A 15,303-nucleotide genomic window follows, 5' to 3' on the forward strand; every position below is an offset into this window, starting at 1 on the left:
CACTTGCCATTCAGCGCATAGACGAAGCTGTCGGTCTTGCTGCGGGTATAATCACCAGAGTTAAACCCAAAAACATTGCCGACTGCCCGCGTCTTCACCAGGTTGCTGCCGTCATACAGGCCGACGGTCGACAACGGATTGGGGCCAAGATTACCCCACCAGTCGACAAAGGAGAACATCAGGCTGTTATAGGTGTCCGCCTTGAACTGGTTCCAGAAGAACTCGAACGTGTATTCGGAACTGGAGTTTGGCGCCCACTGGATCGCCGCGTTCACGGCCGGCCGCTCACGCTGACCGGTCAGGTCCGAGCTGAACACCGCGTCGCGAGACAGATAATAGGGCGTCTGCTGCCCGTTCACGAGCAAAGTCGAGCCCGGCGCGGTGGCAAGGCCCCGGTCGGTGCCCGGCTGCCACAATGCTTGCCCGGGCGCACGACAATCGCTCGGCTGAAGCCGCTCCAGCACTACCCAGCCATTGGGATTGCTCGGACTACAGGTGTTCGCCGCGTTGCCCGGAATGGTGGTCGCCGCGAACGGCACCAGCGCACCGGCGGTCACCGTCATGTCGCGATATTTGGTGCGGGCATAGCTGCCGTTCACCAGCACGCCGATATCGCCGATCCCCGTCTCCCAGCGATCGCTGACCAGCGCGGAGATGTTCGGATTGAAGGTGTCCGCCTGCTCATTGTAGATGCCGCGCGCCACGGCGGAGATCGCGAAGCCGTCGAAATCGAACGGGCGCCGCGTGAAGACGTCGACCTGACCCGCCAGACCCGTTTCGATCTGCTCTGCGGCACGCGTCTTGTATACGTCGATCCGCTTGACCAGGTTCGCCGGAATATCCTGGAGCGAGAAGGATCGGCCCGACGCGGTGAAGATGTTGCGCCCGTTCATCGTGGTCAAAGCGTCGGGCAGGCCGCGGATCGAGAAGCCCGCCGCCTCGCCGCCCGTCCGGTTCGTCACCTGCACGCCGGTTACACGCTGCAAGGCTTCGATGACGTTGTTGTCGGGCAGCTTGCCGACATCTTCCGCAACGATCGAATCGACGATCTGCGTCGCGTCACGCTTCACGTTGATCGCACCGATGATGCTGCCACGCACCCCGGTAACGACGATCTCTTCTTCCCCAACGGCACCGGATGCAGGCGCTGCGGCCTGATCCGCGGTGACCGCATCGCCCTCCTGGCGTGCCACTGTGCCATCGGATGGCTGTTCGGGCAGATCCTGCGGGATGCCGCCGCTATTGGGGGCGGTCTGCGCCCAGACCGGTTGGGCGATCACCAGCGACACCAGCGACGCGGAACCGAGAACAAATGGCTTGATCGCCATGGACATAACCCCTCCTACCCCGGCTTGTGATCCCGGTATTACTCTGACATCCGATATGGCGTCGCGCGCGGGGGTGCAAGAGAGATTATGACTCGTCTTGAATACGCAAACTCTAAAATGCCGCGTAACTGCTTATTTTTGGGTTCTCCAGTTCAACGCTCATGGGCCACGGAGTGACCATCAATGCCCGAAAATGGGAAGGCGGCGATCACAAATCAGGAATAAGTCCGACTAGTACCGATCGATAAAAAATCGGCACCATGGCTGCGCGCTAAGCACATCACCTGACGCGTCGATCCCAGGCGGCACGACGTACCCCCCGTCTGGTCCTCACCGATGCCGTCAACTTCGCCAGCCGCTTCCGTTGGCCGCCGCAGCGCTGCCGCAAACACTGCTGGCGCCCCTCCCCATCATCGAGGCGCATAACTGGCTTTTGGACAGGACCAAGATAGCGGCTGGGTAGCTTCGCGTTCGCTTCATGCCTGTTCCTGGCTGCCGCGATACTACAATGCGTCGCGGTCAGCTCAGCGGAGCGTTTGCGATGGCCATCATGCTCGCCTTGCTTCGGATGCGCTTGGCCGATCGCTATTCTGGAGCACGGGTCATTGCGCCGCATGCCGCCGCCGGGATGATCGACATCGAGGAGCAGGCGCTGGTCAGCGTGAACCGACCAGTTAAGATACCGACCCGTCGTCGCGATCCGCGTTACGGCGCGACGCGAATTGGCGCAGTCCTACCGCCAGTTCGCCATTGAAGGCTCATGGCGGCGGGATCGCGATCACCGACGGCGGGGCAGGCACGACCTTCACGATCATGCCGCCCCATTCGCGGTCAGGAAGGGATCACACCTTGGCCTGGAACGACCCTTCCTCCGAATAGATCTGCACGTAGCGGCGCGTGATCACCGGCAGATGCTCGTCGATCCACTGCGCCATCCGCTCCTCTTCACCCAGCGACTGCTTGAGCGCCGTGTGCGTCCCGCCAAAGCCGCCATCATCGGCCAGCGTCAGCAGGGATTTGTAGCTGGCGATCTCGAAATGCTCGAAAGCATAATTGGCGAAGCTGTTTTTCAGTATCTCGTCACCCGCCACACTGTGCGTGATCGCCGCCATGCTGCCGCTCAGGCTCAGCGCCGTGTCCTTCAGTGCGGAATGACTCTCTTCCAGTGACGCCAGAATCTCCTCCAGGCGGCTGATCTGTCCATGCGTCTCGTCGATATGCGCACGCAGATGGTCGGCGACCTCGGGGTAATTCTCGATCCGCTCGACCTGCGGCGTCATGATCGATAGTGCCTGCTTCTCGACGGCATGCGCATTGCGCAACCCGGTCACGAAAATTGCGCGCAGGCCGTCGCCCGTTCGACTGTCGAAAGTGCTCGCCATGATCACCGGTCTCCTAGTTTGACCGGCGATAAACCTATGAGAGTTCGACAGAGTTTCGAAAAAACTAGCTGATCCATGTTTGGATCACCGGCACGGGAACGCTCCCGGAGCTTGCCGCGAAGGCTGGAGCGGGTGAAGGGAATCGACAACAAACCGCCATGGTTGAAGGCAAGGAATTAACCAGCGCGTACAATGTCTTATCAATCCAAGGGCAGACGTGGTCAGTCGCTAGATAGGCGCTGATGCCTCGAGGTCGCTCGATTGTGCGGGTCAAACCATAGACTATGGTGCTGGGATGGCCAACGAAGAGATGCTCACCGACATCGGGGCTGGGATGCTCGCCGAGGCCTTTCCAATAGAGCATCGCCCCGCCGCGTCGAAGGCTGCCAAAATCGTGGCTCGAGAGCTTGCTGATCGGCAATGGACCGAGCGCTTTTCCGTCTGCACGATGGAAGAAACGGTATCGATCCCGGCGCGTCTGTATTTCATGTTTGGAAAACTGCCGGTCAGCCAGGACGACGATGCATGGCCGTTCGTGCGCGCTTTGCAGACCCGCAGCAACGATGGGTATGAGCGGCAACGCGCTGCTCGCGACCTGCTGGCCGATTTACAACCATGGGGCGCACCGTTCATCGTCGCGCTCCTGGGGGAGTACATCGTCGAGATATTGGACGACGTATCCGAGGCACTCACGCCAGAGATTGAGCAAATTCTGGCGGCGTTCATCATCGACAATCAAGCATTCTGGGCTACGACCAAGCGTCGGGTGACAAGCTATTGGAGTGCGTATTATCGATCGCGTTATGCCAGCGAATTGCGACGAGCCTATCGCCGCGATGAGTATGTTGGCTTCCATTTGACTAACCGACTGGAAGCTGCCGCTTTCGACGCATCTATAGCACCTTGCGGCCCTCGTCCTTGCCGCTAACCATCGTCTGATGCGCGAGCCGGATTTCGAGATCGACGGATGGTGCCTTGAAGATGGCGAAGCGCGCCATGCGGAAGCGCCTGGCAGTTTCTGGATTCCAGATCGACACAGACGGGAAAGCCCGGAAGTCGGCGACTTCGCCAAGTTGATCTTTTGCATCAGTGTGGACGACCCGGACGAGGATGTCTCGGTCGAGCGCATGTGGGTTCTGGTTCGAGAACGGACAACGGACGGATATCTCGGCATCCTCGATAATGAACCCTACGCTATCACCGAGAATGACGAGTTCTGGCTTGGCACCGAGCTTCCTTTTTCCGCCAAGCACGTGACCGATATCGACGCGCGGAATGCCGACATGATCGCAGCGGCTCGTGATGAGCCACGCAGGCGCTGGACGGGCTGACGGCGGTGCTGGCGGAAGCTACACCGCCAGCAGAAAGCTTTCACCCGCCGTCCGCCATCGCCGCCTGCACCACCGCTTCCATCGCGCGGATCTCGTCGTCGGTCAGTTCTGCGAACTGACCCCGCTTCGCCGCCGACAGCCGCCCGCCATTCTGGAGCATCAGGCGGATCAGCAACGCCGCACGCCGGTCAGGCATGTCGACGACCGTCCGCACCCCTTCCATCGCCTGATCGAACACGGTCAGGAAGCCGAGTTGTTCGTGCAGGTCGGTGCGGACGGTGTCGACCACCCGGTCATACAGATATTCGACGAACGGTGTCGCATCGAAGTAGCGGTAGAGGGCGGCTGTGTCGTTGCGGACGCTGATCTCCCGCTCGTTGGTCCACCCCCAATCGATTGCGGCGAACAGCGGTTGCGAGAAGCGCTCCAGCACCGCGTCATAGCTGCGCTGGTCGCGCACGATCGCGGCCGACACCGGGAAGATCAGATCTTCCGGACTGAAACCGGTCCGGCTCAGCACATGATGGACGATGAAGCGGTGAATGCGGCCGTTGCCGTCCTCGAACGGGTGGATGAAGACGAAGGCGAAGGCGGCGACCGCCGCCGCGACGACCGGCTCGACCGCACCGTCCAGCATCCGCGCTGTCAGTGCCATCCATCCCGCCATCAGCGACGGCACGTCCTCTGGCCGGGGGCAGATGAAGTGCACCTCCTCACGGAAATCGACCGTCGTCTCGCCGACGAAGTTCTGGAAGGTCCGCCAGCCGGTGGCCGCATAGCGTGGATCGACGATCATGTTCTGCAACCGAACGATGGCTGCCTCGTCCGCGACATCAAAGCGCGATGCGGATCGCAGCGCCGCGACGAACCGTTCGGTGCGGTCCGGGGTCGGCGTCTCGCCCTCGATCGCGAAGGACGAACGGGTTTCCTTGGTGAACAGGTAGCGGACCGCGCGTGCCAGCACCGCCGGATCGTACCGCTCGATGATCGCGCGCGCCTCGGCATCGATATGAACGTCGATCTGGGCCGCAAGGCGCGGCGTCCGGCGGACGGTAGGGCACAGCCCGGGTACGCCGAGCAGATTGTCGATCACGCGGTGGCGCGCAGAATTGCGACGGGCGGCGGTGATGTGCTTGGCGGGGTCAAGCACCTCGACATAATTACCCGCCGAGGCATCGGGCACAGCAAGGACGTCGCCCGTCAGATACTCATACAGAAACCACGCCCGTCGTGCATAGCTCCCGCTCGGTTCCCGGCGGACCCAATCCGCTATGGTATCGGCAGAAATGGCCGCGAACGCGGCGGACAATGTGCCCAGATCCAGCGGTTCATATCGCAACGCGAACCGTAGATTGGCGATGACGTCGTCGCCGGTGGCATAGGCGCGCGGATAAAGCTCGACGATGTTCGAGCCGTTCGTTTCGGTCCGGCGTGCCCCAGCGATGACATAGCTTTCCACATTAGGCGCGGGGGCGCGGAGCCCAAAATGGGCCCGCAGCCACATGTGGCCCAGCGGTGCTGGACCGTCATGCGCGCCGACGTTCATGTCAAAGCTCTTAATTGCATGCCAAAACGGTTAGCAGAACGGGCTTCTATCTCAAATCACTTAAGGCTGCTCACGGCTGATACGGCTTTACCTGTCAAACCATCGATGGCTTCGTCGAGATCGTGGAACCCACGGATCCAAATATGAACGAGACGCCCGAAGTCCGTCTTGGTGGGTCGCACATCCTGTTGGTGAGGCTACTTCGCGGCGATCCCGCACCTGCCCTCGTCGCCAGTCGGGCATGCGCACGACAGCGCTTTTTGGCCCACTGAGCGCGGCCCGGTACTTGATGACTTTGTGGCAATGGTCAGTGATTCATGCGCCCGGCACAAGAGTCAGTGACGGCGAGTGCCCATCATCGCCTGAAGGCCGGTCCGAGACCCTGCCTCTACAGTTTTGTCATGTCGCTGACGGTGTCGAGCAGGCCGCACGGCGGACATGACAAAACCGCCCCGAGACATCGCGCAAACGGGATTTCAGCACCTGACAAAATGGCGTTTTGTCAGGTGAAAAAAGTTAGGCGCAATACCGTAAATGTGGGGGACCCACATTTACTGCGAAAATCAGGGGCAGCGAAGTCCTGGTCGCCGGATTCTGCCTTGGTCGGGACCATCGTCATCGCCGTGCCGATTGTTCCCTTGTCATGTCGCGGCAGCCTCGCTTTTGCATGACCGGCGACCGTGTCGGCCTGTCGGGGCCGCCAGTGTGGCGCGGTGCCGCGCCAGGTCCTCCACCGCCCTGAGCGGTTCCGGAAGGCGCAGCGGCAAGCGCCGCTGATAGAGCAACAAGAGTGGAAGCGGCCCCGGTCAGCGAAGCTGTGGGCCGTGATGAAAGGACGGGCAGCCTGATCCGACCCGACCGGGCGGTGATCCTGCTATCGCGAGTAATAGAATGAATTTGCCTCCCGACCAAACTGGGTCGGATCCATTGGGCTGGGCGTTGGCCGACCTTGCCGGACGGATCATGCTGACCCACCGCCTTGCGCCCGAGCATCTGATGGCGGCGATCGCCTTGACCCGCGAGCAGGCGGTCACCCTCATCGCCGAGGGGCGGCTGTCAATGCAACTCGATGCCGTACAGCAGCAACGGTTGCGGCTGTTCGTCAACATCTTGCAGCGTCTGGAATGGCGGCTCAATCATGACAGCGGCGCCATCCGCCACGCCCTCGATCTGCCGCTCGCCGTACTGGACAACAAAGCGCCCGCACAGCTGTTTTGCGGATCGATCGACGATCTGCGAGCCGTTCGCCTGTCGATCGACAGCGTCGAAGCACCGAAAGTGAAATGGTACCGCATCGGGCATTGATCGTGGTGCCATCATCCGCCCGATGGCCTCAGGCGTACATGTCGAACGCATGCACCCCCGGATAGGTTGGTGAAGACGACCGGGCCGGCCGGGGATAGGTTTGGAAGGTGCCTGCGGCTGTGCCGTAGAGGCGAAATGATGGTGCGGGGCCGGCGAGCAGCCCGCCGCTCCCGCGCAAAATCAAGGTCTTCCATGTACATCGTAAATCGCGAGCGCGAGCTCGCACAGGCGCGCGCCCTGTCTGGCGCGCTGGCCATCGCTGAGCGCGCCGGTTGGCGGATCGACCGATCGGTGCCGATCCTGCCCATGCCTTTCCGCAATTTTCTTCACATCGCCGCCGCCGAGTTGCTGCTGGTGCCGTCGATCGAGCCGTCACGCGGGGATCTCGACACCGTCGAGCGCGGCACCCGCATTGCCCGGTGCGATGCGCTGGTGGTGAAAGCGTCGAGCGCCGGACATCGAACCGTTTATTGTGCGGTCGGCGAGTGGCAGCGCCATGGTACCGTCTGGCATCATGCCCGCCGGCTCTGGCTTTCGCGTACCTCCGAGGCGTGGCTGGTGCCCGATCCTGCAGAACCGGACGAGAGCGACGCGATTTTCCGCCTTTCCCTTGGTCGTTTGCGCCCGATGAGGCCGGCCCGGCTGTCCGCAACGGCTGGAGGTTGTGATCTCGCGCCGGGGCTGGCGAGGGCCGATGCTTTTCTTGCCGCCGTCTGGGGGGATCGCTGATGAGCAAGCCGCTGCCTTGGATCAGCCCGTCGGACGCCGACGACATGGTGTACGACGATCCGCTCGGGCCGACGCCCGATTTCGGCTACGCCCTGCTGCGCAAGAGTGCGAAGGGAAAGCAGAACAGCGTCGCCGATCTGGCCCGCGCCAAGCTGCAACCTAGCAAGCCGGCTGATACGGATTGGCTGGCAGATGGCCTTTGGCCGATCACCTGCACGATGCACCGCATCGTCACCGCGCCCGGTGTCGCGGTCCCGGCTGGCGCGCTGGAAGAAATCTTCCACGGGTATGACGCCAGAGCGAAAGCGCATCAGAAGTTGCTGGCGGTCGTGCTGACCATGCGATTCCCGCACAGCTGGCAACCTGCCGATATTTTGTCGCTGGTCGGGATGTACACACTGGAAAAGCTCGCGCTGCAACGCCGACTGACCAGCATGACCGTCGTGCATATGCCAGGTGACGAACTGTCCGCTCGCCGGCCTCACGCCCATGTCGTCTGCATGGCGCGCGTCCATCGCTCCTCGGGCTGGGGCGAGGTGCACCCCGATCTTGTCGCCAGAACCGCGCAGACGCGATTCCAGCAGGAATGGGAGGCTTTCTACGACGTCTGGGTGCCGCGCTACCGGGATGGTTGAGCATTACGGGCGGGATCCGCAGCGGTCCCGCCCACCTGCCGGGGGCAAGAGACGAAGGAAGGAGGTTGGTCCCCGATCCGGGGATGAAAATGGAGAAGACGACAATGACGACCGACAAGACCGCGATCATCCGCTGCTACACCGAGGCCGTCGCTCAGATGCTGGTCGGCAGCCGCGCGATGAAGCCCGGCGCGGCGATCCTCGCCGGTGAAATGGGCGGAGCCGAAGGGCGGCGGCGGATGGGCGCCATCGCGCACAGCAGCGGCAACGATCTGGTGTATCTGGATTTTGCCGATGGCGAAGACGGCTATCACCTGACCGACATCACGCTGTGCGCGGTACGCGACGGCATCTGCCACCTGCAGACCGACTGCCGCCTGTATCTGAGCCGCAATGGATCGCGGGCGATCATCCTGCCGCAGCCCGGCATCCGCAAGGCGTACCGGCTGGCGCCGGGTGAGTTGATTCAGATGTCCAGTCAGCCCGCAGACCGTGACGAAGGCATCGCCCGCGCCGAGGTGCGACTCACCAAGCTGGTCGCTCGCGGTGTTGCCTTTGCCGATCGTGCCGCCGTTCGGACCCGGTCGTTGGCCGCCTGATTTTAACAGGACTTACCAAGAGGTCGCTGACTCAGCAGTTCATATCTTGGCGCCAGCGCGCTCCGCTACCGTCGGGCAGCGCCCGCGCTGCGCGCCTGGCTGCCGCGGCGAAGCCCTCTGCCCGCGTTGCCGCATCAAACGGGTCGATCGGCTGGCAGTTATCGAACCGCCCTACGTTGCATTGCTGTCTCCACCGTTTCGTACGGGATAGCCTTTATCACGTCTGCCCTTTGCGAGTTTTTAGGCATTTAATGTAGTCATTGTAACGTTTCGACGTTTAAGTTAATGCGCGCGTGAAGGCGTGCGAGGAGGACGGCTTTGTGACGCTTGTGATTACCAACTGTACCAATCGAAAGCGCAAACCCGTCGCGCGCGCGCGCAATATTTCCGATCTCGCGCCCGCTCCTCTGACCGATCTCGCAAGCGCCTGGGGGCAGCGACTCAACGCGGCGGACGTGCGCTTTCCGGCCGCCTCAATTTATGGCGGCCGCGCCTTCCAGGAAGCATCAACGGCCGCGGGCACACTGGGTGCCCGACTGCTGGTCGTCTCGGCTGGGCTCGGGCTGATCGACGCCAGCGATGCCGTACCGCCTTATGCCTGTACCGTGTTGGTCGGCGCTGCCGACAGTGTCGTCGCGCGGGTCACCGGTCCCTATGATATCGCCACATGGTGGAAGGCACTGCGCACGGCGTCGCCGTTCGCCCGACCGCTCGCCGATTTCATGGCGGCGGATGACGACGGACCGATCCTTGCTGCCTTGTCGGACGCCTATATCGCGATGATTGCCGAGGAATTGCTGGCGCTCCCGGCTACTGTCCTGGCGCGACTGCGGATCTTCACCCGCACGCCGCTGCCACGCATCGCATTAGCATTGCGGCCCTATGTGATGCCCTATGACGACCGCCTCGATGGGCCGGACAGTGTCGTGCGTGGGACACGCAGCGACTTTGCCGGGCGAGCGCTTCGTCATTTTGTCAATCTCCGCACTGCAGGCTCATTGGCAACGGACGTCGCCGCGGTCGAAACCGCGCTCGCTGGCTGGCGTCTGCCGACGAAACATGATCGCGTCCGCCACGACGATGCGGCCTTGCTAGAGCTTATCCGGGGGCACTGGGCCAGCGTTGGGGGCAGTTCATCGCGGCTGTTGCGCCTGTTTCGCGACGATCTCGGCATCGCTTGCGAACAATCGCGTTTCGCAGCGCTCGCGCGACAGGTCCGGGGAGAACAGCCATGACCGCGCGTAACTGTCTCAAGGTTCGTGCCGTGCGAGCCGAGCAGGGCGGTGGCGTTTGCGTCTATGCCTTTTTCCTGTTTGGCGCGGACATCAACCGCATCGCCGACATCAGCCGCATCCGGCGCGACGACAATGAACTAAAGGGCTTTCAGCGTCGCGAAATCCGCGACCATGTGAAACAGATAACCGCCTTTCTGGACAGCGGCCCGGTGCTCTTTCCCAACGCGATCATTCTGGCGCTCTCGCCCACTATCGAATTTTCGCGGTCGCGCGGGCGCCCGCCGGGCGAATCCTCCGAAGTGGGCGAGACCGGCACGCTGTCGATCCCAATCTACCCAGAAGGCCGCCGCGCTGCCTGGATCGTCGACGGCCAGCAACGTTCGCTCGCGCTCGGTGCGGCCAAGAATCAAACGATCGCCGTGCCGGTGATCGGCTTCGTTTCCGATGCGGTCGAAACCCAGCGCGAGCAGTTCATCCTGGTCAACAAAGTGCGGCCGTTGCCGACCACGCTGATCAACGAACTGCTGCCGGAAGTGAGCGTGCTGCTGCCGCGTGATCTAGCGGCCAAGCAATTGCCAAGTGCTTTGTGCGAAGCGCTCAACACTGACCCCAATTCGCCATTCCATGGTCTGATCAAGCGCGAGTCAGACCGCGCCGGCATTGTCACCGATACCGCGCTCATCGAAACGATGAAATCCAGTCTCAAGACCGCCGCCGGGGCACTTGGCCAGTTCCGCCAGAACGGGACGGGCAACGACACCGCCGCGATGTACGACTTGCTGCTGCTTTATTGGGATGCGGTGCGCGATACCTTTCCCAACGCCTGGGGGCGTCCGCCGACCGAAAGCCGCCTGATGCACTCGGCCGGCATTCGCGCGATGGGCGCGCTGATGGATACGCTAATGTTGCGCGTCGATACAGCCCCCGACAAGGCGGCGGCCATTCGAGGGCGGCTCGCCGAAATCGCCCCGCATTGCCGCTGGACCGAGGGCAATTGGGAAGGGCTGGGCTTTGCCTGGAACGAGATCCAGTCGACGTCCCAGCATATCACCAAGCTGACCGACCATCTTCTTCATCTCGAACGCGACCTCGCGCGGGCCGCGAAATGAAGTTCATTTTCGCCGACAGCCTGGATTATGTGGACCCGGCGTTCGACTTCGTCGCTGATCGTAGCCGGGCGGAGCGCCAGCCCTATTGGGACGACGCATACCCCCATGAAATCCTGGGTTACGCACCCTATGACGGCGTGCTGGTCTCCCGCGGCATCGTCGGCGACCACCGAGTGAAGGGGAAATATACCGCAAGCCAAGCGCGCCGGTTCGAACTTGTTGGGGTCCGCAAGTTCATGCGGCTCGACACGCCGCAGTTCATGCATCTCGATATTTTCGGCGATTGCGGGGCCTTCACCTATGTCCAGGAAGATCGTCCGCCCTACACCCCGGCGGAAATGGCCGGCTTCTACGACGAATGCGGTTTCACCCATGGCTGTTCGGTCGACCATATCATCTTCGACTTCGAATCTACGCTGACCGGCATGCAGGGCGGCACTCAGGATGCCCGCGCGCGCTTCGACATCACGCTCGAAAATGCGGATGGCTTCCGTCGCGAGGCATTAGGCATGGATGCCAGTTTCACTCCACTCGGCGTTGTCCAGGGTTGGTCGCCCGGCAGCATGGCCGAAGCGGCGCGCCGGCTCGTCGCGATGGGCTATGATTATCTCGCGCTTGGCGGAATGGTCCCGCTCAAATCGCCCGATATCAAAATCTGTCTTGATGCGATCCGGGCAGTGATCCCGCCCTCGACCAAGTTGCATATCCTGGGCTTCGCCAAGGCCGACGATATCGACAGTTTCCACGGCTATGACATCGCCAGCTTCGATACAACGTCGCCGCTGCTCCGCGCCTTCAAGGACGCCAAGCAGAATTACTATCTTCCTGGCGATGGGCTGGCACTGCGCTATTACACCTCGATCCGCGTACCGCAGGCAATCGAGAACCCGAAGCTTCAACGCGCCGTCAAAAAGGGAATGTTCCGTGCCGAGGATCTGGTGCGGCTCGAGGCGCTGGCACTAGGTGCGTTGCGCGCTTTCGACCGCGGCGAAGCTGATCTCGAAGAGGTGCTTCAGCATGTGATCGTCTATTCGGCGGCGCTTGTCGAGGAGAAGCCCTATGAGGATTGCGCGGACAGTGTTGCACTCGCCAAACTCACCGAGCGCTATCGTAGGACGCTGAACGATACGCCGTGGAAGCAATGCTCCTGCGCAATCTGCCGCGACGCTTCGATCGAGGTGATCATCTTTCGCGGCAGCAACCGCAACAAACGCCGTGGGATCCACAATCTCGCGATCTACCAAGACCATATTGAACGACTGGATTTGAAGCGTGCCGTCAACCGACCTGATGACTTTCAACACCGTCTGTGCGCAGCAGAGCGATGAGCATGTCGTGCTCAGCTTCGCGGCGACAGCCGCCGACGTGCTGCGCTTCGCGAAGATCGATCGCATCGGCCGCGACGTGCAAGGCGAACTCAGCGGGTTCCAGCGGCCGCAGGTCGCCGCGCATATTCGTGAAATCCGGGACTATCTCGAAAAGCCCAATTCGGTTCTGCCCAATCCCATCGTGGTCGCCTTCACCGACGGCGTCCGGGTCGAGCCGCTCGATGGCGGGCTCGCTCGCCTGCACATCGACATGAGCAACGGCGCGCCCGGTCTGGTCGTCGACGGCCAGCAACGCCTTTCGGCGCTCGCGGATGTCGACCGCAGCTTCCAAATTTTCGTGTCGGTTCTGATCTGTCGCGACGAGGCGGAACTGCGCCGCCAGTTCGTACTGATCAACAACACCAAGCCACTGCCCAAATCGTTGATCTATGAACTGCTCCCGACGGTCGATGACTTGCCGGCGCGTCTCAGCCGCCGGTCGACCGCAGCCGACATCACCGCGCGGCTGAATTTCGAGAACACTGCGCTCAAGGGTCGCATCAAGCAGCACACCATGCCCGACGGCATGATCGCCGATACCGTGATGCAGAAGGTCATCATGGAATCGCTCACCAACGGCATGCTGCGTGAGACGATCAAGGGGCATAAGGGCGTTGAGCGCTCGGTGCGGCTCGTCTCTAACTTCTTCGAGGCGGTCAAGCAGACCTTCCATAGCGACTGGCACGGCCACACACCGGCGACCTCACGGTTGCTGCACGGTGCCGGCATCCAGGCACTCGGTGACGTCATGGAAGTGCTGGCGGCGCGCGCCGATGCGCGCTCGGTCGAAGAATTTCGTTCGGGTCTCGAATGCCTCAAAGGTAAGACTGCTTGGACCTCGGGAGACTGGAATTTCGATGGTGAAGTCCGACGCTGGAAATCGCTCCAGAACGTCAATCGCGACGTCGCGCTCCTCAAACATTATCTCGTCGGACTGGTGAAGGTCGATCAGCGCCAGCGCCGCAAAGCCGGCCCCGCGCCGCTCCTCGAACGGGAGCCGGCACGCGGATGAGCTACGCCGTCAAAGAGATTTTCAAGACGCTGCAAGGTGAAGGCGCGCAAATGGGCCGCGCCGCCGTCTTTTGCCGTTTTGCTGGCTGTAACCTTTGGTCGGGCCGCGAACAGGATCGAGCCGCCGCAGTCTGCATCTTCTGCGATACCGACTTCATTGGTATGGACGGGACCGGCGGCGGGCGCTTTGACGACGCCGCGACGCTGGCCGATGCGATCGCGATGGAATGGGGACCGTCGGTTGATATGCGCTATGTCGTGCTGACCGGTGGCGAGCCCTTGCTCCAGGTGGATTTTGAGTTGGTCGATGCGCTGCATAGCCACGGCTTCGAGATCGGAGTCGAAACCAACGGCACGCAGGCCGCACCCGAAGGCCTGGACTGGATCTGTGTCTCCCCAAAGGCAGATGCCCCACTGACGCTGACGCGAGGGAACGAACTCAAGCTCGTTTATCCTCAGGACAAGGCCATGCCGGAACGGTTCATGGGGCTCGCCTTCGACCATTTCTTCCTGCAACCGATGGACGGTGCCGATGGCGATGCCAACCTCGCTGCCGCAATCGCCTATTGTACCGATAACCCGCGCTGGCGCCTTTCGCTCCAGTCCCACAAGATGATCGGAATTCGCTGATGTTCGAACTGAGCAAGCAGTTTCGTTTCGACGCCGCACACACGCTCGATCGCATCATCCAGACTGAGTCGAGCCGGCGCATCCACGGTCATAGCTACCGCGCCGAAGTGACCGTGCGGGGCCGGCCCGATCCGGTCACCGGCATGGTCGTCGACCTCGGCGTGCTCGAAGCCTCGATGGAAGAGGCACGTGACGCGCTCGATCATCGCTTTCTTGACGAGATCACGGACCTTGGCCCAGCGACAATGGAAAATCTGTCGCGTTGGATCTGGAACCGACTGAAGCCTGTCGTGACCAACCTGTTCCGCGTCAGCGTCTATCGCGATTCTAGCGGTGAAGCCTGTTCCTATTGGGGCGAGGACGTGCCGGCATGAACGATCGCGGCGCTTTGGTCCTCTTCTCGGGCGGGCAAGATAGCGCGACTTGCCTTGCTTGGGCACTCGACCGGTTCGAGCATGTCGAGACCGTCGGCTTCGACTATGGCCAGCGGCACCGCGTCGAGCTTGAATGTCGGGATGAATTCCGCGCGTCGGTGGTCGAGGTGCGCCCACATTGGGCAGACCGGCTCGGACCCGACCACATGCTCGATCTCTCGATCCTCGGCCAGGTGAGCGAGACGGCGCTCACCCGCGACGCCGAGATCGCGCTGCGCGAGGATGGCCTGCCTAACACCTTTGTGCCCGGTCGCAACCTTTTGTTCTTCACCTTGGCTGCGACGCTCGCCTATCGTCGGCATCTGCGGCATCTTGTCGGCGGCATGTGCGAAACCGACTATTCGGGCTATCCCGATTGCCGCGATGATACGCTGAAATCGCTCCAAGTGTCGCTCAACCTTGGCATGGGCAGCAACTGCGTGCTCCACACGCCGCTCATGTGGATCGACAAGGCCGAAACTTGGGCGATGGCGGAGACGTTGGGCGGTGTGGCGCTGGTCAATCTCGTTCGTGATGCTACCCACACTTGCTATGTCGGAGACCACGCGACCAAACACGACTGGGGCTATGGTTGTGGCGCTTGTCCGGCTTGCGATCTGCGTGAGAAGGGCTGGGAGAGTTTTGTCGCGACACGCGCGGCATGACGTTCAGCCGGATCACCG

The 15,303-nt window shown here is 62.0% G+C and carries 17 protein-coding genes (1 of these 17 only partly in view); 14 read left to right on the top strand and 3 right to left on the bottom strand.

Annotated elements, in window-relative coordinates; all coding sequences use genetic code 11:
- Positions 1 to 1,328, bottom strand: the start of a protein-coding gene (locus NPJ82_RS09700) for a TonB-dependent receptor (protein WP_342657205.1). It extends 1,627 nt beyond the left edge of the window; only the first 1,328 of its 2,955 coding nucleotides appear in the window; it begins with the start codon at positions 1,326 to 1,328; its stop codon lies off the left edge, out of view.
- A 541-nt stretch (positions 1,329 to 1,869) separates the two neighbouring features.
- Here NPJ82_RS09700 and NPJ82_RS09705 point away from each other — a divergent pair.
- Entirely contained in the window at positions 1,870 to 2,082 is a 213-nt protein-coding gene (locus tag NPJ82_RS09705) for a hypothetical protein (RefSeq protein WP_342657206.1), read from the top strand.
- A gap of 88 nt (positions 2,083 to 2,170) precedes the next feature.
- On the opposite strand, the gene NPJ82_RS09710 is transcribed toward NPJ82_RS09705, so the two are convergent.
- On the bottom strand, positions 2,171 to 2,710 hold the full coding sequence (locus tag NPJ82_RS09710) for a ferritin-like domain-containing protein (protein WP_342657207.1): 540 nt from the start codon (positions 2,708 to 2,710) through the stop codon (positions 2,171 to 2,173).
- A 295-nt stretch (positions 2,711 to 3,005) separates the two neighbouring features.
- Between NPJ82_RS09710 and NPJ82_RS09715 the strand changes: the two genes are divergently transcribed.
- Positions 3,006 to 3,638 carry a hypothetical protein gene (locus tag NPJ82_RS09715; RefSeq protein ID WP_342657208.1) on the top strand — a complete coding sequence of 211 codons (633 nt, stop codon included), beginning with the start codon at positions 3,006 to 3,008 and terminating at the stop codon, positions 3,636 to 3,638.
- 10 nt (positions 3,639 to 3,648) lie between these two features.
- Complete coding sequence (locus NPJ82_RS09720; RefSeq protein ID WP_342657209.1) at positions 3,649 to 4,041, top strand: hypothetical protein; 393 nt, start codon at positions 3,649 to 3,651, stop codon at positions 4,039 to 4,041.
- A gap of 40 nt (positions 4,042 to 4,081) precedes the next feature.
- Here the strand turns inward: NPJ82_RS09720 and NPJ82_RS09725 are convergent, their stop codons facing one another.
- On the bottom strand, positions 4,082 to 5,587 hold the full coding sequence (locus NPJ82_RS09725; protein ID WP_342657210.1) for a Fic family protein: 1,506 nt from the start codon (positions 5,585 to 5,587) through the stop codon (positions 4,082 to 4,084).
- Between the two features lie 939 nt (positions 5,588 to 6,526).
- Here NPJ82_RS09725 and NPJ82_RS09730 point away from each other — a divergent pair.
- The 11 genes from NPJ82_RS09730 (at position 6,527) to queC (ending at position 15,285) form a co-directional block, all read left to right on the top strand.
- The gene (locus NPJ82_RS09730; RefSeq protein ID WP_342657211.1) at positions 6,527 to 6,892 is read left to right on the top strand and encodes a hypothetical protein; all 366 of its coding nucleotides are present in this window, start codon (positions 6,527 to 6,529) and stop codon (positions 6,890 to 6,892) included.
- A 135-nt stretch (positions 6,893 to 7,027) separates the two neighbouring features.
- Complete coding sequence (locus NPJ82_RS09735; RefSeq protein ID WP_342657212.1) at positions 7,028 to 7,621, top strand: hypothetical protein; 594 nt, start codon at positions 7,028 to 7,030, stop codon at positions 7,619 to 7,621.
- On the top strand, positions 7,621 to 8,256 hold the full coding sequence (locus tag NPJ82_RS09740) for a hypothetical protein (protein WP_342657213.1): 636 nt from the start codon (positions 7,621 to 7,623) through the stop codon (positions 8,254 to 8,256). Before NPJ82_RS09735 ends, NPJ82_RS09740 begins: the two co-directional genes overlap by 1 nt.
- A gap of 104 nt (positions 8,257 to 8,360) precedes the next feature.
- A complete protein-coding gene (locus NPJ82_RS09745) occupies positions 8,361 to 8,855 on the top strand; it encodes a hypothetical protein (protein ID WP_342657214.1) in 495 nt (164 codons plus the stop codon).
- A 320-nt stretch (positions 8,856 to 9,175) separates the two neighbouring features.
- Positions 9,176 to 10,090, top strand: a complete 915-nt coding sequence (locus NPJ82_RS09750) for a hypothetical protein (RefSeq protein WP_342657215.1) — start codon at positions 9,176 to 9,178, stop codon at positions 10,088 to 10,090.
- The gene (dbpB, locus tag NPJ82_RS09755) at positions 10,087 to 11,199 is read left to right on the top strand and encodes a DGQHR domain-containing protein DpdB (protein WP_342657216.1); all 1,113 of its coding nucleotides are present in this window, start codon (positions 10,087 to 10,089) and stop codon (positions 11,197 to 11,199) included. The genes NPJ82_RS09750 and dbpB (NPJ82_RS09755) overlap by 4 nt, the downstream gene beginning before the upstream one ends.
- Positions 11,196 to 12,527 carry a tRNA-guanine transglycosylase DpdA gene (gene dpdA / locus NPJ82_RS09760; protein ID WP_342657217.1) on the top strand — a complete coding sequence of 444 codons (1,332 nt, stop codon included), beginning with the start codon at positions 11,196 to 11,198 and terminating at the stop codon, positions 12,525 to 12,527. The genes dbpB (NPJ82_RS09755) and dpdA overlap by 4 nt, the downstream gene beginning before the upstream one ends.
- Complete coding sequence (gene dbpB, locus NPJ82_RS09765; RefSeq protein WP_342657218.1) at positions 12,490 to 13,578, top strand: DGQHR domain-containing protein DpdB; 1,089 nt, start codon at positions 12,490 to 12,492, stop codon at positions 13,576 to 13,578. Before dpdA ends, dbpB (NPJ82_RS09765) begins: the two co-directional genes overlap by 38 nt.
- Positions 13,575 to 14,207: a 7-carboxy-7-deazaguanine synthase gene (gene queE, locus NPJ82_RS09770; protein WP_342657219.1), complete on the top strand. Its 633-nt coding sequence runs from the start codon at positions 13,575 to 13,577 to the stop codon at positions 14,205 to 14,207. The genes dbpB (NPJ82_RS09765) and queE overlap by 4 nt, the downstream gene beginning before the upstream one ends.
- Positions 14,207 to 14,581, top strand: a complete 375-nt coding sequence (locus NPJ82_RS09775; protein WP_342657220.1) for a 6-carboxytetrahydropterin synthase — start codon at positions 14,207 to 14,209, stop codon at positions 14,579 to 14,581. The genes queE and NPJ82_RS09775 overlap by 1 nt, the downstream gene beginning before the upstream one ends.
- Complete coding sequence (queC, locus tag NPJ82_RS09780) at positions 14,578 to 15,285, top strand: 7-cyano-7-deazaguanine synthase QueC (RefSeq protein WP_342657221.1); 708 nt, start codon at positions 14,578 to 14,580, stop codon at positions 15,283 to 15,285. Before NPJ82_RS09775 ends, queC begins: the two co-directional genes overlap by 4 nt.
- Positions 15,286 to 15,303: the final 18 nt, after the last annotated feature.

The sequence above is a fragment of the Sphingomonas sp. NY01 genome (assembly GCF_038809135.1).
In the GTDB taxonomy this organism is placed as follows: Bacteria; Pseudomonadota; Alphaproteobacteria; order Sphingomonadales; family Sphingomonadaceae; genus Sphingomonas; species Sphingomonas carotinifaciens.